The organism is Planctomonas deserti (assembly GCF_003067705.1).
Taxonomy (GTDB): Bacteria; Actinomycetota; Actinomycetes; order Actinomycetales; family Microbacteriaceae; genus Planctomonas; species Planctomonas deserti.
Genome location: NZ_QANL01000004.1, coordinates 354,915 through 374,903 on the forward strand (window position 1 = coordinate 354,915; position 19,989 = coordinate 374,903).

16 protein-coding genes are annotated in these 19,989 nt (G+C 70.8%); all 16 read right to left on the reverse strand.

Annotated elements, in window-relative coordinates; all coding sequences use genetic code 11:
• Positions 1-203: 203 nt before the first annotated feature.
• The 16 genes from dnaE to DAI20_RS15190 all read right to left on the reverse strand — a co-directional run bounded on the left by dnaE (position 204) and on the right by DAI20_RS15190 (position 19,980).
• Entirely contained in the window at positions 204-3,665 is a 3,462-nt protein-coding gene (dnaE, locus tag DAI20_RS15115; RefSeq protein ID WP_108252634.1) for a DNA polymerase III subunit alpha, read from the reverse strand.
• 116 nt (positions 3,666-3,781) lie between these two features.
• The gene (locus tag DAI20_RS15120; RefSeq protein WP_108252296.1) at positions 3,782-4,702 is read right to left on the reverse strand and encodes an RluA family pseudouridine synthase; all 921 of its coding nucleotides are present in this window, start codon (positions 4,700-4,702) and stop codon (positions 3,782-3,784) included.
• 6 nt (positions 4,703-4,708) lie between these two features.
• Complete coding sequence (gene lspA, locus DAI20_RS15125) at positions 4,709-5,389, reverse strand: signal peptidase II (RefSeq protein ID WP_240606102.1); 681 nt, start codon at positions 5,387-5,389, stop codon at positions 4,709-4,711.
• Positions 5,376-6,116, reverse strand: a complete 741-nt coding sequence (locus tag DAI20_RS15130; protein ID WP_108252298.1) for a DivIVA domain-containing protein — start codon at positions 6,114-6,116, stop codon at positions 5,376-5,378. The genes lspA and DAI20_RS15130 overlap by 14 nt, the downstream gene beginning before the upstream one ends.
• A 145-nt stretch (positions 6,117-6,261) precedes the next feature.
• A complete protein-coding gene (locus tag DAI20_RS15135) occupies positions 6,262-6,558 on the reverse strand; it encodes a YggT family protein (RefSeq protein WP_108252300.1) in 297 nt (98 codons plus the stop codon).
• A 40-nt stretch (positions 6,559-6,598) separates the two neighbouring features.
• Entirely contained in the window at positions 6,599-7,099 is a 501-nt protein-coding gene (locus DAI20_RS15140; RefSeq protein ID WP_108252302.1) for a cell division protein SepF, read from the reverse strand.
• Between the two features lie 34 nt (positions 7,100-7,133).
• Positions 7,134-7,838 carry a YggS family pyridoxal phosphate-dependent enzyme gene (locus DAI20_RS15145; protein ID WP_240606103.1) on the reverse strand — a complete coding sequence of 235 codons (705 nt, stop codon included), beginning with the start codon at positions 7,836-7,838 and terminating at the stop codon, positions 7,134-7,136.
• Positions 7,835-8,998, reverse strand: a complete 1,164-nt coding sequence (gene ftsZ / locus DAI20_RS15150; protein WP_108252304.1) for a cell division protein FtsZ — start codon at positions 8,996-8,998, stop codon at positions 7,835-7,837. The genes DAI20_RS15145 and ftsZ overlap by 4 nt, the downstream gene beginning before the upstream one ends.
• 412 nt (positions 8,999-9,410) lie before the next feature.
• Complete coding sequence (locus DAI20_RS15155; protein WP_240606104.1) at positions 9,411-10,343, reverse strand: cell division protein FtsQ/DivIB; 933 nt, start codon at positions 10,341-10,343, stop codon at positions 9,411-9,413.
• 137 nt (positions 10,344-10,480) lie between these two features.
• Positions 10,481-11,884, reverse strand: a complete 1,404-nt coding sequence (murC, locus tag DAI20_RS15160) for a UDP-N-acetylmuramate--L-alanine ligase (protein WP_108252641.1) — start codon at positions 11,882-11,884, stop codon at positions 10,481-10,483.
• Between the two features lie 83 nt (positions 11,885-11,967).
• Positions 11,968-13,071, reverse strand: coding sequence for an undecaprenyldiphospho-muramoylpentapeptide beta-N-acetylglucosaminyltransferase (murG, locus tag DAI20_RS15165; RefSeq protein ID WP_108252308.1), 1,104 nt, complete (start codon positions 13,069-13,071; stop codon positions 11,968-11,970).
• The gene (gene ftsW / locus DAI20_RS15170; protein ID WP_108252310.1) at positions 13,068-14,441 is read right to left on the reverse strand and encodes a putative lipid II flippase FtsW; all 1,374 of its coding nucleotides are present in this window, start codon (positions 14,439-14,441) and stop codon (positions 13,068-13,070) included. The genes murG and ftsW overlap by 4 nt, the downstream gene beginning before the upstream one ends.
• Before the next feature lie 5 nt (positions 14,442-14,446).
• Positions 14,447-15,943: a UDP-N-acetylmuramoyl-L-alanine--D-glutamate ligase gene (gene murD / locus DAI20_RS15175; RefSeq protein ID WP_108252312.1), complete on the reverse strand. Its 1,497-nt coding sequence runs from the start codon at positions 15,941-15,943 to the stop codon at positions 14,447-14,449.
• Positions 15,928-17,028, reverse strand: coding sequence for a phospho-N-acetylmuramoyl-pentapeptide-transferase (gene mraY / locus DAI20_RS15180; protein ID WP_108252314.1), 1,101 nt, complete (start codon positions 17,026-17,028; stop codon positions 15,928-15,930). The genes murD and mraY overlap by 16 nt, the downstream gene beginning before the upstream one ends.
• Positions 17,022-18,431 (reverse strand): UDP-N-acetylmuramoyl-tripeptide--D-alanyl-D-alanine ligase, encoded by a 1,410-nt coding sequence (locus tag DAI20_RS15185; protein WP_108252316.1) that lies wholly within the window; start codon positions 18,429-18,431, stop codon positions 17,022-17,024. Before DAI20_RS15185 ends, mraY begins: the two co-directional genes overlap by 7 nt.
• Positions 18,432-18,435: 4 nt before the next feature.
• Positions 18,436-19,980, reverse strand: coding sequence for a Mur ligase family protein (locus DAI20_RS15190; RefSeq protein ID WP_108252318.1), 1,545 nt, complete (start codon positions 19,978-19,980; stop codon positions 18,436-18,438).
• Between the last annotated feature and the right edge of the window lie 9 nt (positions 19,981-19,989).

Genomic DNA, 19,989 nt, shown 5'->3' on the forward strand with positions numbered 1-19,989 from the left:
CTCCGGCGGGTGAGGGATGCGCGTCCCTTCGACAGGCTCAGGGACCGTATGGCCCGCTCGGAGGGCGCGTCCCCTCGCGTCCCTTCGACAGGTTCAGGGACCGTGTGAGCCGCAACCAGGCCGCGTCGCCTACGTCCCTTGACAGGCTCAGGGACCGTATGCGACCGAGCGCACTCGGTACGCACACGCTGCACACGGCCGGGTCAGCTCAGGCAGTTCGGGCCCAGGAGGCTCTTCAGCTCGCCGTAGAGGTCCGGGCTCAGGTTCACCGGGAACGGGATCTCGAACATGCGCCCGTTGTCGCCCTTCACCAGCTGCAGCCGCACCTCGGTGTCGCCGGAGTGCCGGATCAGCACGTCGTTGAGCGACTGCACCGTGTCGGTCGTCGCCCGGTGCTCCGCGAGGCTGATGACGAGCGGTCCCGAGCCCTGCGCCTGACCGAGGTCGGGCGCGAAGAGGCTGAACGCGTGGATGTTCAGGCCGTCGTCGCGCACGCTCACGCGGCCCTTGATGACCACGATCGAGTCGCCGATGAGCGCGGGCGCGAACTCCTGGTACGCCTTGCCCATGAACATCGCGGTGATCTCGCCGCCGAAGTCCTCGATCTGCACCATGCCGTACTGGTTGCCCGAGTTCCGCGCCGTGCGGTGCTGGACGCTCGTGAGCAGCCCCGCGATGGTCACGGTCTCGCCGTCCTGCGGCGACTCGTTCGCGAGCAGGTCCGCGATGCTCACCGAAGCCAGCTTCGCGAGCGGCAGCTCGAGCCCGGCGAGCGGGTGGTCCGACACGTAGAGGCCGAGCATCTCCCGCTCGAACGCGAGCTTGTCGCGCTTCGACCACTCGGGCCGCACCGGCACCGGGTTCGCCTGCTGCGGCTCGTCCCACAGGCCGTCGAAGTCGAAGCCCACCTGGCCGGCGGCCTCTGCGCGCTTGTCGGTGACGGCCGCGTCCACGAGGGACTCGTGCACCTCGAGCAGCGCGCGCCGGGTCGAGCCGAGCGAGTCGAACGCGCCCGCCTTGATGAGGGACTCGATCGCGCGCTTGTTGGTGGCGACGAGCGACACCTTCTTCAGGTAGTCGGAGAAGCTGTCGAAGCGCCCCTTCGAGTCGCGTGCCTCGCGGATGGCGTCGACGACGTTCGTGCCGACGTTCCGCACCGCGCTCAGGCCGAAGCGGATGTCCTTGCCCACGGCCGCGAAGCCGCCGACCGACTCGTTGACGTCCGGCGGCAGCACCTTGATGCCCATGCGGCGGCACTCGTTGAGGTAGATCGCCATCTTGTCCTTGGAGTCACCGACGCTGGTGAGCAGCGCCGCCATGTACTCCGCGGGGTAGTGCGCCTTGAGATAGGCCGTCCAGTAGCTGAGCACCCCGTAGGCCGCGGAGTGCGCCTTGTTGAAGGCGTAGTCCGAGAACGGCAGCAGGATGTCCCACAGCGTCTTGACCGCGGCCATCGAGTAGCCGTTGGCCTGCATGCCGGCGGAGAAGCCCTCGAACTGCTTGTCCAGCTCGGACTTCTTCTTCTTTCCCATCGCGCGGCGCAGCAGGTCGGCCTGACCGAGCGAGTACCCGGCCAGCTTCTGCGCGATCGACATCACCTGCTCCTGGTACACGATGAGGCCGTAGGTGACGCCGAGCACATCCTTCAGGGGCTCCTCGAGCTCCGGATGGATCGGCACGATCTCCTGCACGCCGTTCTTGCGCAGCGCGTAGTTCGTGTGCGAGTTCGCGCCCATCGGGCCGGGCCGGTACAGAGCGCTGACGGCGGAGATGTCCTCGAAGTTGTCAGGCTTCATGAGGCGCAGCAGCGCGCGCATGGGTCCGCCGTCGAACTGGAAGACGCCGAGCGTGTCGCCGCGGGCGAGCAGCTCGTAGGTCTCCGTGTCCTCGAGCGCGAGCTCCTCGAGCACGGGACGCTCGCCCAGGTTCGCCTCGATGTTGTCGAGCGCGTCGTCGATGATCGTGAGGTTGCGCAGCCCCAGGAAGTCCATCTTGATGAGGCCGAGCGACTCCGCGGCGGGGTAGTCGAACTGCGTGACGATCTGGCCGTCCTGCTCCCGCTTCATGATCGGGATGATGTCGATGAGCGGCTCGCTCGACATGATGACGCCGGCCGCGTGAACGCCCCACTGACGCTTCAGGTTCTCGATGCCGCGGGCGGTCTCGAACACCTTCTGGGCGTCCGGGTCGCTCGCGAGCACCTCGCGGATGTCGGACGCCTCCTTGTAGCGGGGGTGGTCCGGGTCGAGGATGCCGGACAGCGGGATGTCCTTGCCCATGATCGCGGGCGGCATCGCCTTGGTGAGCTTCTCCCCCATCGAGAACGGGTAGCCGAGCACGCGGGACGAGTCCTTGAGCGCCTGCTTCGCCTTGATGGTGCCGTAGGTCACGATCTGCGCGACGCGCTCGTCGCCGTACTTCTCGGTGACGTACCGGATGACCTCGCCGCGCCTGCGCTCGTCGAAGTCGACGTCGAAGTCGGGCATGGACACGCGGTCGGGGTTCAGGAAGCGCTCGAAGAACAGGCCGTGCCGGATCGGGTCGAGGTCGGTGATCCGCATGGCGTACGCGGCCATGGAGCCGGCGCCGGATCCCCGGCCGGGGCCGACTCGGATGCCGTGGCGCTTCGACCAGTTGATGAAGTCGGCGACGACGAGGAAGTAGCCGGGGAAGCCCATCTGCGAGATCACGCCGATCTCGTAGTCGGCCCGCGCGCGCACCTCGGGGGTGACGCCACCGGGGTAGCGCTCCTTCAGGCCGGCCTCGACCTCCTTGACGAACCACGACTGCTCCGTCTCGCCCTCCGGCACCGGGAAGCGCGGCATGTAGTTCGCGCTCTCGTTGAACTCGACGTTGCACCGCTCCGCGATGAGCAGCGTGTTGTCGCAGGCGTCCGGGTGGTCGCGGAACAGCGACCGCATCTGCTGCGCGGACTTCAGGTAGAACTCGTCCGCGTCGAACTTGAACCGGTTCGGGTCGTCGAGGGTCGTGCCGGACTGCACGCAGAGGAGCGCCGCGTGGCTGGTGGCGTCGTGGGCGTGCGTGTAGTGCAGGTCGTTGGTGGCGACGAGCGGCAGGTCGAGCTCCTTGGCGAGCCGCAGCAGGTCGCTCATGATCCGGCGCTCGATGCCGAGCCCGTGATCCATGATCTCGGCGAAGTAGTTCTCCCTGCCGAAGATGTCCCGGAAGTCCGATGCGGCGCGCTTCGCCTCCTCGTACTGCCCGAGGCGCAGGCGCGTCTGCACCTCGCCGCTCGGGCAGCCCGTCGTGGCGATGAGCCCGGTCGCGTACGTCGACAGCAGCTCGCGGTCCATGCGCGGCTTGAAGTAGTAGCCCTCGATCGACGCCTTCGACGACAGCCGGAAGAGGTTGTGCATGCCCTCGGTGGTCTCGGAGAGCAGCGTCATGTGCGTGTACGCACCGGAGCCGGACACGTCGTCCCCGCCGCCGTTGCCCCAGCGCACGCGGGTGCGGTCACTGCGGTGGGTGCCCGGCGTGATGTACGCCTCGGTGCCGATGATCGGCTTGATCCCCGCGCCCTTCGCGGTGCGCCAGAAGTCGAACGCGCCGAAGACGTTGCCGTGGTCGGTGACGGCGACCGCGGGCATCCCCTGCTCGACGGCCGCCTCGATGAGCGGCTTGACGCGGGCGGCACCGTCGAGCATGGAGTACTCGCTGTGCACGTGGAGATGAACGAAAGAATCGTTGCTGGTAGGCACGGGTTCCCTTCAGGAGCCTGAGGGTGTGGGGATTGCGGGATCTAGCTTAAATGGCGCCGGGGTCATTCCCCGCGAAGCACGTCCAGCGCGTGCGCGAGATCGTCGGGATAGCGGCTGGTGAACTCGACCTGCTGGCCCGTCGCCGGGTGCGCGAAGCCGAGGCGCATGGCGTGCAGCCACTGCCGGCCGAGCCCCAGGCGCGCGGACATGGTGGGGTCGGCGCCGTACATGGCGTCGCCCACGCACGGGTGGCGCTGCGCGGCCATGTGCACGCGGATCTGGTGCGTGCGCCCCGTCTCCAGGTGGATCTCGAGCAGCGACGCGCCGCGGAACGCCTCGATCGTCTCGTAGTGCGTGACCGAGGGCTTGCCGCCCGCCGTGACGGCGAACTTCCACGACGATGACGGGTGCCGTCCGATGGGCGCGTCGATCGTGCCGTTCAGGGGGTCCGGATGTCCCTGCACCACGGCGTGGTAGATCTTGTTCACCTCGCGGTCGTGGAACTGGCGCTTCAGGTCGGTGTAGGCGTGCTCGCTCTTGGCGACGACCATGAGTCCGCTGGTGCCGGCGTCGAGCCGGTGCACGATCCCGGCCCGTTCCGCGGCGCCGGACGTGCTGACCCGGAAGCCGGCCGCCGCCAGGGCGCCGAGCACCGTCGGGCCCTCCCAGCCGACCGAGGGGTGGGCCGCGACGCCCACCGGCTTGTCCACCACGACGATGTCATCGTCGTCGTGCACGATGCCGAGGTCGGGCACCGCGACCGGCACGACGGAGACCTCGGAGCGCGGCTGCCAGCTCACCTCGAGCCAGGCACCGGCGTTCAGCCGGTCGGACTTGTCGGCCGTCTTGCCGTCGAGCGTCACGCCGTCCGCCTCGGCGACCTCGGCGGCGAAGCTGCGCGAGAAGCCCAGCAGCTTGGCGATGCCGGCGTCGACGCGCACGCCGTCGAGCCCGTCGGGAACGGGGAGGCTACGGGATTCCATCGTGGGTCAGGTCCGGTCGGGGTCGAGGTCGGAGGCGGGAGCGGGAGAAGGAGAGGTACCGGTCCCGGGCGAGGCGGATGCTTCGCCCGTCGCGCCGGCGCGACGCGTCTCGCCGGCCGCGTCGCCGTCCTCCGCGGCGATTCCCGCCGGCTGGTCGACGTGCCGCTGGCCGTCGAGGCCGACGCCGCGCAGCGTGAGGAGGAGGAACACGCCCATGCTCGAGACGATCGCGACGTCGGCGATGTTGAAGATCGCCGGCAGCAGCGGGATCTGCAGGAAGTCGATCACGTGCCCGTTGGGGAAGCCGGGCTCGCGGAAATAGCGGTCGGTCAGGTTCCCCAGCGTGCCGCCGAGCAGCATGCCGAACAGCACGGCCCACCCCGTCGAGCGGATGCGGCGCGCGAAGATCACGATGAAGACCGTGACGGCCGTGGCGACGATCGTGAAGATCCAGGTGCTGCCGCTGGCCAGCGAGAACGCCGCGCCGGAGTTCCGCACGAACTGGAAGGTGAGGAGGTTCCCGAGCACCTCGATCGGCCGGGACTCCGGCAGGTTGGCGACGACGAGCGCCTTGGTGATCTGGTCGAGCGCGTACACGACCACCGCGACGCCGGCGAGGACCACGAGGGCCCGGATGCTCAGCGTCGCGGGGGTACGGTCGCGCGGAACCGGGCTAGTTGCCGGCAAGACCGGAGGAGCCCGGGGCTCCGACGCCGGCGTGCTCCGAGTCGCCGGAATCGGCGGCGGAGACGACGGCGGACGTGTCGAGGTCGCGCAGCTGGCCCTCGATGTAGTTCCGCAGCTGCTCGCGGTACTCGCGCTCGAAGACCCGCAGGCCGTCGATCTGGTCCTCGAGTCCCCGGCGCTCCTCCTCGAGGGCGCCGATCTCGCTGCGCTGTTTCTCCTCGGCCTCGGCAAGCAGGCGGGTAGCCGCGGCCTGGCCCTCGGCGATGAGGGCGTCGCGCTTCTCGATGCCCTCGCGGACGTGCTCGTCGTGGAGGCGGCGGGCCAACTGCAGCAGGCTGGCGGTGCTGGTGGTCTCGTCGTCGTATCCGGCCGAGGCGGGGGCGGCGGGGGCGGCGGCGGTCTCGACGGGAGCGACCTCGTCCGCACCGGTCGTCGCGGTGCCGGTCGTGTCGGTGCCGGTTGTCCCGGTGCCGGTCGAGGCGGTGACGGTGGACGGCTCCGCGATCACGGTCGTCGGCGCGACGCCGGCAGCGGCGGATCCCTGCTCGTCAGCCACGGGTGCGCCGGCGCCGAGGCGCGCACGCAGCTCGTCGTTCTCCTTGTGCAGGCGGCGCAGCTCCACGACCACCTCGTCGAGGAAGTCGTCGACCTCGTCCTGGTCGTAGCCCTCGCGGAACTTGGTCGGCTGGAAACGCTTGTTGACGACGTCTTCAGGGGTGAGTGCCATGGCCTGCCACCTTCGAAAGCTTGAAATGGAACGGATGCGGCGCGTACGCCGGAGCCGCGGAGGTCTCAGCGGAGACGCCCGCCCGTGATCCGGGACGGCACCGCGATGCGCGTCCCAGGATACAGCCGCGGTCGGGTGGCTCCCCTCAGCGGAGGCTTCCGGCGATGTTGTAGACGATGATCGCGCCGAGCATCACGATCATCCAGCCGAAGTCGAGCGCGACCGGCCCGAGACGCAGCGGAGGAAGGATGCGCCGGACGAATTTGATGGGCGGATCGGTGACCGTGTACGAGGCCTCGGCGAGCAGCAGCACGAGGCCCCGCGGGCGCCACTCACGCGAGAACGCCTGCACGAGGTCGAGCACGAAGCGTCCCCACATCGCGAGGATGAACAGGAACAGCGCGATCCTCAGGACGAGGCCGATGAGGGAGATGATGGTCACTGGTCAATTATGGCAAGGCGCCCCTGGGCGCCTCCGCCACTCAGGACGCGAAGAACGAGGCTTCGATGTCCGCCTCGGCCGCCGACTGGTCGCCGGAGACGACCACGTGGGCGGGCGACAGGAGGAACACCTTGTTCGTGACGCGCTCGATCTTGCCGTAGAGGCCCTGCGAGAGGCCGCTGGCGAAGTCGATGAGGCGGCGGGCGTCCTGCTCCGTCATCTGGGTGAGGTTGATGATCACCGGAACGCCATCGCGGAAGTGCTCGGCGATGACCTGGGCGTCCTTGTAGGCCTTGGGGTGGACGGTGAGGATCTCGTTCATGTCAGCCGGCGCCGCATTCCTGTTCGTGGTCGAGGGCTTGTGCAGGGGGGTCACGACCGACGCGCGCTTGGGCTGCGTCGGAGCGGGGTGGGGAACGGCGGCCACAGGGGCCTGCTGCGGCTGGCTCTGCGGCTGCGGCTGGTTCTGCGGGGTCTCGTACTCGAGCTCTTCATCTGCGAGACCGAGGTACACCATGGTCTTGCGGAGCGGGTTGGCCATTCTTACCTCCGGGAGTGGATCGCTGTGTCAAAGATTAACGGGGGTCGGGTCGAATACCCGTGATTGCGGTGCCGATGCGTAGGTGTGTCGCCCCCTCGAGGATCGCCTCGCGGAAGTCGCCCGACATGCCCGCGGAAATCGCGGTGGCGTCGGGCGCGATCCGCTGCACGCGCTCGGAGAGCCCGCGCAGCGTGGCGAACGCCTGACGGGGTTCGCCCTCGCGCGGGGCGACGGCCATCACGCCGACCAGGCGGAGGCCCGGCGCGGCCTCGGCGCGCTCGGCGAGCGACTCGAGCGCGGCGGGCGCGACCCCGCCGCGGGCGGGATCGTCCGTGAGGTTGACCTGCAGGAAGACGTCCGTCTCCGGTCGGCCGGGTTCCGCCTCCGCGCCCGCCGGTAGGGCGAGCGCGTCGAGCAGGGACTCCCGGTCGACCGAGTGCAGGACCCGGGCGTAGCGCTGCACCTGCCGGGCCTTCTTGCCCTGCAGCTGCCCCACGAAGTGCCAGGAGAGCGAGAGGTCCGCCAGTTCGGCGGCCTTCTCACGGGCCTCCTGGTGCCTGCTCTCGCCCACGTCGCGCATCCCGAGTTCCGCGAGCTCGCGCACGAGGGAGACGGGCTGGAACTTGGTGACGACGACCGTGGTCAGCTCGGCCGGGTCGCGCCCGGCCTCGCGAGCCGCGGCCTGGACCGCCTCGCGCACCGCCGTGACGCGGTGCGCGAGGCCGGGATCCGGACTCACTTGAGGAAGTCGGGGATGTCCAGGTCGTCGTCCTTGTCCTCGAACGCCGGCGCGATGGTGGAGCGCGCGGGGATCGTGGGCGCCTCGCTGGTGGACCAGGTCGGCACGGACTCGCGGGCGCCGCTCGCCGCCACCGCGACGGGGACCGGAGCGGGCGCGGGTGCGGCGGGGGCGAAATTGGAGCGACGGCCCTCCGCGACCTTGACGCTGGGCTCGCCACCGTCGAAGCCGGCGGCGATGACCGTCACGCGGACCTCGTCACCCAGGGTGTCGTCGATGACGGCACCGAAGATGATGTTGGCCTCGGGGTGCACGGCTTCCTGCACGAGCTTGGCCGCGTCGTTGATCTCGAAGATGCCGAGGTTCGAGCCGCCCTGGATGGACAGCAGCACGCCGTGGGCGCCCTCGATGCTCGCCTCGAGCAGGGGCGACGCGACGGCGAGCTCGGCGGCCTTGATGGACCGGTCAGCGCCGCGCGAGGACCCGATCCCCATGAGGGCCGAGCCAGCGCCCTGCATGACCGACTTCACGTCGGCGAAGTCGAGGTTGATGAGACCCGGGGTCGTGATCAGGTCCGTGATGCCCTGGACACCGGCGAGGAGCACCTGGTCCGCGGTCGCGAACGCCTCGAGCATGCTGATGCCGCGGTCGCTGATCTCGAGCAGGCGGTCGTTCGGCACGACGATGAGGGTGTCGACCTCGTTCTTGAGCGTCGCGACGCCGATGTCGGCCTGGGCCTGGCGGCGCTTGCCCTCGAAGCTGAAGGGCTTCGTGACGACACCGATGGTGAGGGCGCCGATGGACTTCGCGATGCGCGCGACGACGGGAGCGCCACCGGTTCCGGTGCCGCCGCCCTCACCGGCGGTGACGAAGACCATGTCGGCGCCGGCGAGCGCCTCCTCGATCTCCTCCGCGTGGTCCTCCGCGGCGCGACGACCCACCTCGGGGTCGGCGCCGGCTCCGAGGCCGCGGGTGATCTCGCGACCGACGTCGAGCTTGACGTCCGCGTCGCTCATCAGCAGCGCCTGGGCGTCCGTGTTGATGGCGATGAACTCGACTCCGCGAAGACCGAGCTCGATCATGCGGTTGACGGCGTTGACGCCGCCGCCGCCGATACCGACCACCTTGATCACGGCGAGATAGTTGTTGTTACTTGACATGATGACCGGCCTCCGCTGGAACTCTAAACCTGTAGTTGAGGTCTAAAGTTTTACTCAGTATGCATTTCCTGACTCCGAAGGTAAGCGGCGGGACGGGACACACCGGGAAGCGCGACCGCGTGTCGCGAGAGAAAAAGGTCCCGGGCGTGTCGCGCGCCGGTGGCAGGGGTCGGCCGACGGCTGCGTGCGTCCTGGATCCCCCCCGCCTTCCGCGCCGCGTCCGGCATCCGCGCCCGTGTCACACCGGCGGTCCTGTTCCGGATTCAGGTTCAGTTGCGACACGCCGCGTTTCGAGGTGCCCGGATGCGGCGTGTCGCGTTTCCATCCTGAATCCGGAACGGTGGGCAGGAGCCGGGGGTCGGCGGAGCGGCGCGCGGCGGAGATCCGGGGAGGGTCGGGGGTGTCCGGGGGCTCAGCGGACGACGAGGTTGTCCGGGGAGGAGACGTCGTACTCGGCGACGTCCCGGTCGGCCGTGGCCTTGATCAGGGCCGGGAGGCGCGCGGCCTTCAGGTCCGACTCGTCGGCGCTGCCCCAGACGACCCACTTGCCGTCGGTGAGCACGAGGCTCACGTCGTCCTTCGTGGTCGCGTTCACCACGTCGACCTGCGCGAGGAAGTCCGCGGGCAGCGCGACAAGCACCTGCGCGGCCGCCTCGAACCGCGCATTGGCGATGCCGACCTCGCCGACGTCGATCACGGGGAAGCCCTCGGGCCGGGCGTCGGCGCGCTCCACGACGACGCCCGCCGGGTCGACGAGCTGGTAGCCGCCCCCCGAGGCGCGGACGGACGCGATGGGGGTGCGCTCGACCACGCGCACGACGAGCGTGTCCGGCGGCCGGCTTTCGGTCGAGTAGCTCTGGATGAGCGGGAAGGCGGCGAGCTTGTCCTTGACCTCGCCGAGGTCGAGGAGCGGCAGGGGCGTGCCCACCTGGTCGTCCAGGGCCTGGACGAGCGTCTCCGGCGGAATGCGCGACGCGCCCTCGATCTGCACGGTCCGCAGGGCGAGGAGGGGCGAGTACACGGCGAACGCGAGCAGGCCGCCCATCGCCGCGATCACGGCCGCGGCGGTGATCCAGCCGGCCTTGCGGCGCCTAGTGCGGCGGGTGAACCGCTTGACCTCGTCGCGCTCGAACCGCTTGCGCTCGCGACTGGCGCGGCGCAGCTCGCGGCGCGCTTCGGCCTCGGCACCGGCGGCACGCGCGCTCTCCGAGTCCGATCGCTTCGCCCGCGCGCGCTGCGCGAACGCCTTCAGCGCACTGCCCGCGTCACCGTCGGCCGCGGCCTTGGAGCCCGGGAACGGCGCGACCGGAGGCGGCGTTGGTGGTGCCCCGGCGGGCCGGTTCACCGCTGAGGCCGGGGCGGCGGGCCGGCGCCGACCGGGCGCCCCTCCGCCGCCGGCGCGTCCCGCGGACGCGGCTCCCCGATCCCTCGCGGGTTCCGGGTTCTCCTCTCGAGGACCCGGATCGAAGCCCTGGGGCCGCTTCATACCGCCGTGTCCGAGGTGTCGAGCGCCTCGAGGATCTGGGGGATGATGCGGTACACGTCGCCGCAGCTGAGGGTGATGACGAAGTCGCCCTCGCGGGCGATGGATGCGGCGTAGTCGGCGGCCTGCTGCCAGTCCGGGAGGTAGGCGACCCGGTCCTTGTCCTGGAACCGGTCGGCAACGAGCGCGCCGGTGACCCCGGGCTCGGGGTCCTCGCGCGCGCCGTAGACGTCGAGGACGATCGTCTCGTCGGCGAGGGCCTCGTAGGTCGCGGCGAAGTCGCCCGCCATCATCCGGGTGCGGCTGTAGAGGTGCGGCTGGTGCACGGCGATGATGCGTCCCTCCCCCACGACGGTGCGCGCGGCGCTGAGCGCGGCGGCGACCTCGGTGGGGTGGTGGGCGTAGTCGTCGTACACGCTCACCCCGCGCACGGTGCCGTGCAGCTCGAACCGGCGCTCCGTGCCGCCGAACGTCGCGATGGCGTCGATCGTGCGCTGGGGGTCGAAGCCCATGCCCACGAGCACGGCGAACGCTCCCGCCGCGTTGAGGGCGTTGTGCTTTCCGGGCACGCGGAGGCGCGCCGTGTACTCGGACCCGCGGTAGGCCAGCGTGAAGGAGACCGGGCCTGCCGTGTCGACGGAGGTGAGCCGCACCGTCGCGTCCGGGTCCTCGCCGAACGTCACGACGTTCGGGTGCTTCAGGGCGGCCGTCACGCGCCGCGCGCCCGCGTCGTCGCTCGAGATGACGACGAGCTCGCTCGCGTTGTCCGCGAATCGCACGAACGCCTCGTCGAACGCCTCGTGGGTGCCGTAGTGGTCCAGGTGGTCGGCGTCGACGTTAGTGATCAGGGCGACGGCGGTGTCGTAGAGCAGGAACGAGCCGTCGGACTCGTCGGCCTCGACCACGAACAGGGCGTCGTCGCCCGCGGAGGAGCTGACGCCGAGTCCCGCGATGACGCCGCCGTTCACGAAGCTCGGCGACTCGCCGAGCGCGAGCAGGGCGGTCACGATCATGCCCGTCGACGTCGTCTTGCCGTGTGCGCCGGCGACCGCGACGAGCCGGCGGTCCGAGATCAGCCAGGCGAGGGCCTGCGAGCGGTGCAGCACGGGGAGGCCGTTGGCGAGCGCGTACTGGTACTCCGGGTTCTCCTGCCACAGCGCACCCGTCACGACGAGCGTGTCGGCGTCGCCGACGTGCGCGGCGTCGTGACCGATGTGCACGATGGCGCCGGCCTCGCGGAGGGCCTCGACGGCGGCCGTCTCGCGGAGGTCGGAGCCGGTGACGGTGTGCCCGGCGGCGAGGAACATGCGCGCGATGCCGCTCATGCCGGATCCCCCGATGCCCACGAAGTGCAGCTTGCCGAGGGTCTCGGGGATGGGGGCGGAGAGGTCGGGCTTGATCACGGTGGTGCTCACTTTCTGGCTGCTGCCGCTGGGGCGACAGCGGGTCTGCTTGGCTGCCTCGGTCCGTCGTCCGGGGGAATACCTTACGCGCGTGTCCTGCGCGATCGTGCAGCGGGCGTGCCCAGCCCGCCCTGGATGAGGTCCGCCATGCGCTCGTCGCCGTCGGTGCGGCCGACGGAGGCGGCGGCCTCGCCCATCGAGCGGAGGCGCGCCTGGTCGGCGAGGAGCGGGAGCAACTCGGCCGCGACCCAGCCGGGCGTGAACGATGCGTCCTCCACGAGGACGCCTCCCCCGGCCGCGAGCACGGTCTCGGCGTTGAAGCGCTGCTCGCCGTTGCCCACCGGGTACGGGATGTAGACGGCGGGCACCCCGAGCGCCGTGAGCTCGCTGAGCGTTGCGGCGCCCGCGCGGGAGACCGCGACGTCGGCCGCGGCGAAGGCGAGATCCATGCGGTCGCAGTAGCGCAGCATCGTGTAGTGCGGCAGCTCCGGCTCGTCGAACACCTGCGTGCCGCCGACGAGGTGCAGCACCTGATGCCCCGCCTCGACGATGGCGGCCGCGCTCTCGGCGACCGTCGTGTTGAGGCGCCGCGCCCCGGTGGAGCCGCCCGTCACGAGGAGCGTTCGACGCTCGCGGGTGAGCCCGAAGAACTCGAGCGCCTCAGCCCGGGCAGCGTGCCGGTCGAGGCGGGTGATCTCGCGGCGCAGCGGCATGCCGACGTGCGTCGCCCCCGGCAGCGGGGTGTTGGGGAACGCGACGCCGACGTGCGGCGTGAAGCGCGCGCCGAGCCGGTTCGCGAGGCCGGGCTTCGCGTTCGCCTCGTGCAGCATGAGCGGCGTGCCCGACGCCCGGGCGGCGAGGTAGGCCGGCGCGGCCGCGTAGCCGCCGAAGCCGACGACCGCGTCGACGTTCCGGTCCCGGATCATGCGGCGGATCGACGACACGGCTCCGGCGAAGCGCGGCGCGAAGAGGGCGGCGTCGCGGCTCACCCGGCGCGGGAACGGCAGCCGAGGGATGGTGAGGAGCTCGTACCCGCGCTCGGGCACGAGGCGCGCCTCGAGGCCCTCACGCGTGCCGAGCACGAGCACGGTCGACTCGGGCTCACGGGCGCGGAGGGCATCCGCCACGGCCAGCAGCGGATTCACGTGGCCCGCGGTGCCACCCCCGGCGAGCAGGTAGACGGTCACGGGCGGTAGCTCCTCGCGGTTCCCCGCGGGCGGGGAGCGCCGTGCGGAGTCCGTACGTTCGGGGTGGTCCGGGCGGTCGGGACGCTCTGCGCACCCGGCCCACCCGGGGCTCCGGGCGGCGGCGAGGACTGGTCCTCGATGATCGGCGGATGCTTGGCGATGCCGAGCACGAGGCCGATGCCCACGAGCGTCGTGATCAGCGCCGAGCCGCCGGAGGACATGAGCGGCAGCGGCACGCCGAGCACGGGCAGCAGCTGCAGGACGACCGCGATGTTCACGAATGCCTGGCCGACGACCCACACCATCACCGACCCGACGAGCACCCGCGAGAACGGGTCGTTCGTCGAGCGAATGATGCGGATGAACGCGATCGCCATGACGACGAACAGCAGGAGCAGCACGACCGCGCCGATGAGGCCGAGCTCCTCACCGATGATCGCGAAGATGTAGTCGTTGTCCGCCGCCGGGAGCCAGGACCACTTGGCCTTCGAGTTGCCGAGGCCGACGCCGAACACGCCGCCCGCGGCGAGGGCGTACAGGCCGTGAGTCGACTGCCAGCCGGACCCCTCGTAGTCCGTCGTGCCGTTCAGGAAGCCGAGGACGCGGACCATGCGGTTGGGGCTGATCACGGTCATCACGATGGCGCCGAGGGAGACCGCGGCGACGATGATCGCGAGCATGCGCATCCGCACGCCGGCGAAGAACAGGGCGCCGATGACGATGGACGTGAGGATGATCACGGTGCCGAGGTCGGAGCCGAGCAGCACGAGGCCGATGGCCCCGCCGGCGACGGGGCCGATGGGGATCAGCACGTGGGGCCAGGACGTCAGCAGGTGGCGCTTGCGGGCCAGGATGAGCGCGAGCCAGATGACGAGGCCCACCTTGACGAGCTCCGACGGCTGCGCGGTGACGGGCCCGAGCTGGATCCAGTTGCGGTTGCCGTAGACCTCGACGCCGAGCGGGGTCGCCACGACGAGCAGCTGGAGCGCCGCCGCGACGCCCATGACGAGCCACGCGCGCCGCTTCCAGAACTCGCTGGGCACGCTCGCGACGACGAGCATGAGCGGCACGCCGATGACGGCGTACATGCCCTGACGGAGGAAGCCGCCGAAGAAGCCCTGGTTGCCGTTGAAGGAGTCGATGGTCGACGACGACAGCACCATCACGAGCCCGAAGATCACGAGGAAGAGCGTCGTACCGAGCAGCAGGAAGTAGTTGCCGGACTCGACGGCGAACGAGCGGCCGAGCGAGATCGTGGCAGCCCTGCCGCCCGCGGCCGTTGCCGCCGCCCTCGCCGAGAGGCCGCGCGCGCCGGGGATGGGGCGCGAGGGAGAGCGCGGTACGCCGGAGGATCGGGTGGACATCGCCATCCGCGTCACCTCCCGTAGAACTCGTGCACCGCAGCCTGAAATCGCCTACCCCGATCGGAGTAGTCGGAGAACTGATCCATCGACGCCGCGGCGGGCGCTAGCAGAACCGTGTCCCCCGCTCGCGCGGCTTCCGCCGCAACGTGCACAACGGCTGGCATTACCTCTTCAGTGTCGCCCGCCTCGACCTCGAAGACGGGCAGTGCGGGCGCGTGTCGCGCGAATGCCTCGCGCAGGGCGCTGCGGTCGGCTCCGATCACGACCGCGGCGCGCAGGCGCGGAACGTGGGCGCGCACCAGGTCGTCGATGTCGACCCCCTTGAGCAGGCCGCCGACGACCCAGACGACGGACGGGAAGGCGCGCAGCGACGCGTCCGCGGCGTGCGGGTTGGTGGCCTTCGAGTCGTCCACCCAGTCGACGTCCGCGTGCCGCGCCACCCGCTCGATGCGGTGGTGGTCGAGCGAGAAGGTGGTGAGGGCCGAGCGGATGGCGGCCGGCTCCACCCCGTAGGACCGGGCGAGCGCCGTCGCGGCGAGCACGTTGGCGACGATGTGCGGCGCGGCAAGGCCCGCCGCGTCCAGCTCGGCGACCGTGGTGATCTCGAGGGCGCTGTTGCGCCGGTCGTCGAGGAAGGCGCGGTCGACCAGGATGCCCTCGACGATGCCGACGTCGCTCTGTCCCGGCACGCCGAGCCCGAAGCCGATGGCCCTGGCGCCCTCCTGCACGTCGGCCTCCTCCACGAGGCGCTCGGTCACGGGATCGGCTCGGTTGTAGACGCAGGCGACGCGGGTGTTCGCGTACACGTTGCCCTTGGCGGCGACGTACGCGTCGGCGGAGCCGTGCCACTCGAGGTGGTCCTCGGCGATGTTCAGGCAGGCGCTCGCGAAGGGCGAGATGGCGTGCGCGAGGTAGTGCAGCTGGTGGCTGGAGAGCTCGACGACGAGGACGTCGAACTGCTCGGGCGCGACGATGGCGTCCAGCACGGGCACGCCGATGTTGCCGCAGGCCACGGCCCGGACGCCGGCCGAGCGCAGGAGGTGCTCGGTCAGCTGCACGGTCGTGGTCTTGCCGTTCGTGCCCGTGACCGTGATCCACTCCGCAGGGGTGCCCAGCCGGTCGCGCAGCCGCCAGGCCAGCTCGATGTCCCCCCACACCGGGATGCCCGCCTCCGCGGCCCAGGCGAGCAGCGGGTGGTGCGGCGGGAAGCCGGGCGAGACGATGAGGAGCTCGGCGTCGAAGGCCCGGAGCTCCTCGGGGGCTGTCGACAGGTCCGCGCGCTCCAGGAGGGGGACGCCGAGCACGGCGAGCAGCCGGGCCTGCGCCTCGGGCGCCCGCTCGGTGACGGCGAGCACGGATGCGCCGAGGTCGACGAGGGTGTCGGCGACCGCGAAGCCGGTCTTGCCGAGACCGAGCACCGCGACGCGCAGGCCCGCCCAGCGGGAGTGCCAGCTGGTGAGTGCGTCGATGGGGTCGTGAGCGAGCGGCGAGGTCAGAGCGTGATCCATTCGAGGTAGAAGGTGCCGACGCCGGCGGCGACGAGCAGCCCGGCGATGATCCAGAAGCGCACGACCACGGTCGTCTCGGCCCAGCCCTTGAGCTCGAAGTGGTGGTGCAGCGGACTCATGAGGAAGATCCGCTTGCCGTGCGTCAGCTTGAAGTAGATGCGCTGCACGATCACGGAGCCGGCGACGATCACGAAGATGCCGCCGATGAAGACGAGCAGCAGCTCGGTGCGGCTGAGCACAGCGAGGGCGGCGAGGGCGCCGCCGAGGCCGAGGGAGCCGGTGTCGCCCATGAAGAGGTGCGCCGGCGACGTGTTCCACCAGAGGAAGCCGATGAGCGAGCCGACGATCGCCGCGGAGATCACGGCGAGGTCGAGCGGGTTGCTCACCTCGTAGCACTTGTAGGCGACGTCGGCCGCGAGCTGGTTCGAGGCGCAGGACTGGTTGAACTGCCAGAAGCCGATGATGACGTACGAGCCGATGGCCAGGATGCTGGAGCCCGCGGCGAGGCCGTCGAGGCCGTCGGCCACGTTCACGCCGTTCGACGCGCTCGCGACGATGAGCGCGATCCAGATCACGAAGAGGCCGATGCCCAGCACCGGGCCGAGCACGGCGAAGTCGAGCGGAGTGTCGCGGATCACCGAGATCGCGGTCGAGGCCGGCGTGAGGCCGGTCTCCGGGTCGGTGATCGAGATGGCGAGCAGCGCGAAGACCACGGCGACGATCACCTGGCCGGCGATCTTCTGCCAGCCGCCGAGGCCGAGGCTCTGCTGCTTGCGGGTCTTCGCGAAGTCGTCGAGGAACCCGACGAGCCCGAGGCCCACCATCATGAAGATCACGAGCAGGCCGGAGGGGGTCATCTCCTCCGGCGCGTTCAGCAGGTGGCCCGCGAAGTAGCCCAGCACCGCGCCGAGGATGATGACGACGCCGCCCATGGTCGGCGTGCCGCGCTTGGTGTGGTGCGCCTTCGGCCCGTCGTCGCGGATGAACTGTCCCCACTCGAGCCTGCGGAACAGCCGGATGAAGAGCGGCGTGGTGAGCAGGGTGAAGATCAGCGAGATCGCGCCCGCGAGGAGCAGCGCTACCACGAGTCCACCTCGCCGAGGCGGTCGCCGAGGAAGCGGAGGCCCGCCGAGTTCGACGACTTCACGAGCACGAGGTCGCCGGGCCGGAGGCGCTGGCGCAGCAGGTCGAAGGCCTCGTCCTGGTCCTCGACGAACACGGACTCGCCGTCCCAGGAGCCCTGGGCGATGGCCTGCAGGTGCAGCCGGCGCGCGCCCTGGCCGACGACGACGATCTGCGAGATGTTGAGCCGCACGGCGAGCAGGCCGACGCGGTCGTGCTCCTCCTCGGCGAACTCGCCGAGCTCGCTCATCTCGCCGAGCACGGCGACGGTGCGCTGCCCGGGCGCGGCGATCTGGGCGAGGGTCTTGAGCGCGGCCGCCATGGAGTCGGGGCTCGCGTTGTACGCGTCGTTGATGACGGTGACGCCGCCGTGGCCCAGGATCTCCATCCGCCAGCGCTCGGCGCGTTGCACGGACTCGAGGGCCGTCACGATCGTGTCGAGGGGCACGCCGAGGGTCGTCGCGGCCGCCGTCGCGGCCAGGGCGTTCGTCACGTGGTGCTCGCCGAGCACGCGGAACGTCACCGGGCTCGACTCGCCGCTCGGCAGGTGCAGCGTGAACGTCGTGCCGGAGGCGGTCGCCTCGACGTCGGTCGCGCGCACGTCCGCGCTGTCGTCGCGGCCGAAGAACAGGACGCGGGCTGCCGTCTTGTCGGCCATCGACGCGACGCGCGCGTCGTCCCGGTTCAGCACGGCCGTGTCCTCGGGCAGGAGGTCGGCGACCATCTCGGTCTTCGTCGCGAGCGTGGTCTCGATGCCGCCGAACTCGCCCGCGTGCGCGAGGCCGACCGTGAGCACGATGCCGACGTCCGGCTTCGCCATGCCCACCAGCCGGCGGATCTCGCCGGGCGCGCTCGCCCCCATCTCGGCGATGAGGAATCGCGTGCTCTCGGTGAGCTTGAGCATGGTGAGCGGGGCGCCGACCTCGTTGTTGAACGAGGCGATGGGCGCGACGGTCTCGCCGACCGCGGAGAAGATCGCCCGGAGCAGGTTCTTGGTCGTGGTCTTGCCGTTGGATCCGGTGACGGCGAGGATCTTCAGCCGCCCCAGGGCGCGCACGCGCGCCACGACCTCGGTCGCCAGCGCGCCGAGGGCGAGCACGACGTCCGGGACGACGATCTGCGGCACGTCGAGGTCGAGCTCGCGCTCGACGAGGAGCAGCGCGGCGCCGTTCTCGACCGCCGCGGGGGCGAACAGGTGCCCGTCGGTCACCTCGCCCGGCTTGGCGACGAAGATGCCACCGGGGGCGATCTCCCGGGAGTCCGTCTCGACGGCGCCCGACACGGTGGTGCCCGGCTCGGCGACTCCGCGGGTGACGAGCGTGCCGCCGACCGTCGTTGCGATCTCGGTCAGTGTGAGGGACAGCATGTTCCTACTCCCAGCCCGCTTCGCGCAGGGCCTCTCGTGCGTCGTTCCGGGCCGAATACGGGATCTTCACTCCCGCGACCTCGTGGTAGTCCTCGTGCCCCGGTCCCGCGACGAGGATGGCGTCGCCCTCGCGCGCGAGGGACACCGCCTTGCGCACGGCCGTGCGCGGGTCCGGGATCTCGTAGATCTCGCGGTCCGGCACCGCCGCGGTCGCGGCCTCGATGAGCGTGCGGCGGATCTCCGCCGGGTCCTCGTAGCGCGGGTGGTAGTCCGTCACGACCACGACGTCCGAGTTCACGGCGGCGATGCGCCCCATGTCCGCTCGCTTCGTCGTGTCGCGGTCGCCGTCCGCGCCGAAGACCATGAACACGCGGCCGGTCGTGATCTTGCGCACCGCGAGCAGGGTCTGCTCGAAGGCGTCCGGGGTGTGACCGTAGTCGACGTAGAACGCCGGCCCGGTGGCGCCGGACACCCGCTCGGCCCGGCCGGGGATGAACGCGTCGATGCCGCCGTCCCGCTCCAGCACGTGCTCGATCGCGCCGAGGTCGTAGCCGGACTCGACGAGCATGACGATGGCGAGGGCGGAGTTGGCCGCCATGAACCAGCCGAGGACCGGCACGCGCGTCACCAGGCCGCGGCCGTCGGGGCCACGCAGCTCGAACTCGGTGTAGTCCGCCTCCTCGGCCAGGACGCGAACGGTCCAGTCGGCGTCGACGCCGGGAGTGGAGGAGATCGTGACGACGGGGATGCGGGACTCCTCGACGACGCGGACGCCCCACTCGGAGTCGAGCGACACGACGCCCCGCCTGGCGCGGTCCGGGTCGAACAGCGCGGCCTTCGCCCGGAAGTACTCCTCCATGTCGGCGTAGTCGTCGAGGTGGTCGTGGCTCAGGTTGATGAAGCCCGCGACGTCGAAGACGAGCCCGTCGACGCGGTGGCGGCTGAGCGCCTGCGCGGAGACCTCGATCGACACCGCCCTCACCTCGGCCTCGCGCATCCGGGCGAGCATGCCGTGCATCTCGCTCGCCTCCGGGGTCGTGAGGCGGGAGGGGATGCTCACGTCGCCGATGCGACGCTCGGCCGTCGACGTCAGGCCGGTCACGACGCCGAGCTGGCGGAGGATGCCGTCGAGGAGGTAGACGACGGAGGTCTTGCCGTTCGTGCCGGTCACCGCGAACAGCACGGGCGGGTGCTCGGTCGTGCGGTACACCCAGGCCGCGACGTCACCGAGGGCGGCGCGCGGGTCGTCGGTGATGAGCACGGGAAGCCCGGACTCCGCGGCGAGCTCGGCTCCCTCACAGTCGGTGAGCACGGCGACGGCCCCGGAGTCGCGCGCCGCGGTCGCGAAGCGCGCGCCGTGCGCGAAGCGCCCCTTGACGCCGACGTAGAGGTCCCCGGGCTGGACGTCTTCCGAGGAGATCGTGACGCCGCTCACCTCGATGTTGTCGAGTGAGCCGAGGGACTCGAGTTCGAAGTCGGACGCGAGTCCGGAAAGCGACCGCGCGATGGGGTGCTCGGGCCGGAGACTTCGGGGGGCCTGGGCGCTCATCGCCTCTCT

Coding starts and splice junctions, on each gene's coding strand:
- dnaE (WP_108252634.1), bottom strand. CDS start 3,665: ATGCTCGACGGTGCCGCCCGCGTCAAGCCGCTCATCGAGGCGGCCGTC.
- DAI20_RS15120 (WP_108252296.1), bottom strand. CDS start 4,702: ATGGAATCCCGTAGCCTCCCCGTTCCCGACGGGCTCGACGGCGTGCGC.
- DAI20_RS15130 (WP_108252298.1), bottom strand. CDS start 6,116: ATGGCACTCACCCCTGAAGACGTCGTCAACAAGCGTTTCCAGCCGACC.
- DAI20_RS15140 (WP_108252302.1), bottom strand. CDS start 7,099: ATGGCCAACCCGCTCCGCAAGACCATGGTGTACCTCGGTCTCGCAGAT.
- ftsZ (WP_108252304.1), bottom strand. CDS start 8,998: ATGTCAAGTAACAACAACTATCTCGCCGTGATCAAGGTGGTCGGTATC.
- ftsW (WP_108252310.1), bottom strand. CDS start 14,441: ATGGCGATGTCCACCCGATCCTCCGGCGTACCGCGCTCTCCCTCGCGC.
- murD (WP_108252312.1), bottom strand. CDS start 15,943: ATGGATCACGCTCTGACCTCGCCGCTCGCTCACGACCCCATCGACGCA.
- DAI20_RS15185 (WP_108252316.1), bottom strand. CDS start 18,431: ATGCTGTCCCTCACACTGACCGAGATCGCAACGACGGTCGGCGGCACG.
- DAI20_RS15190 (WP_108252318.1), bottom strand. CDS start 19,980: ATGAGCGCCCAGGCCCCCCGAAGTCTCCGGCCCGAGCACCCCATCGCG.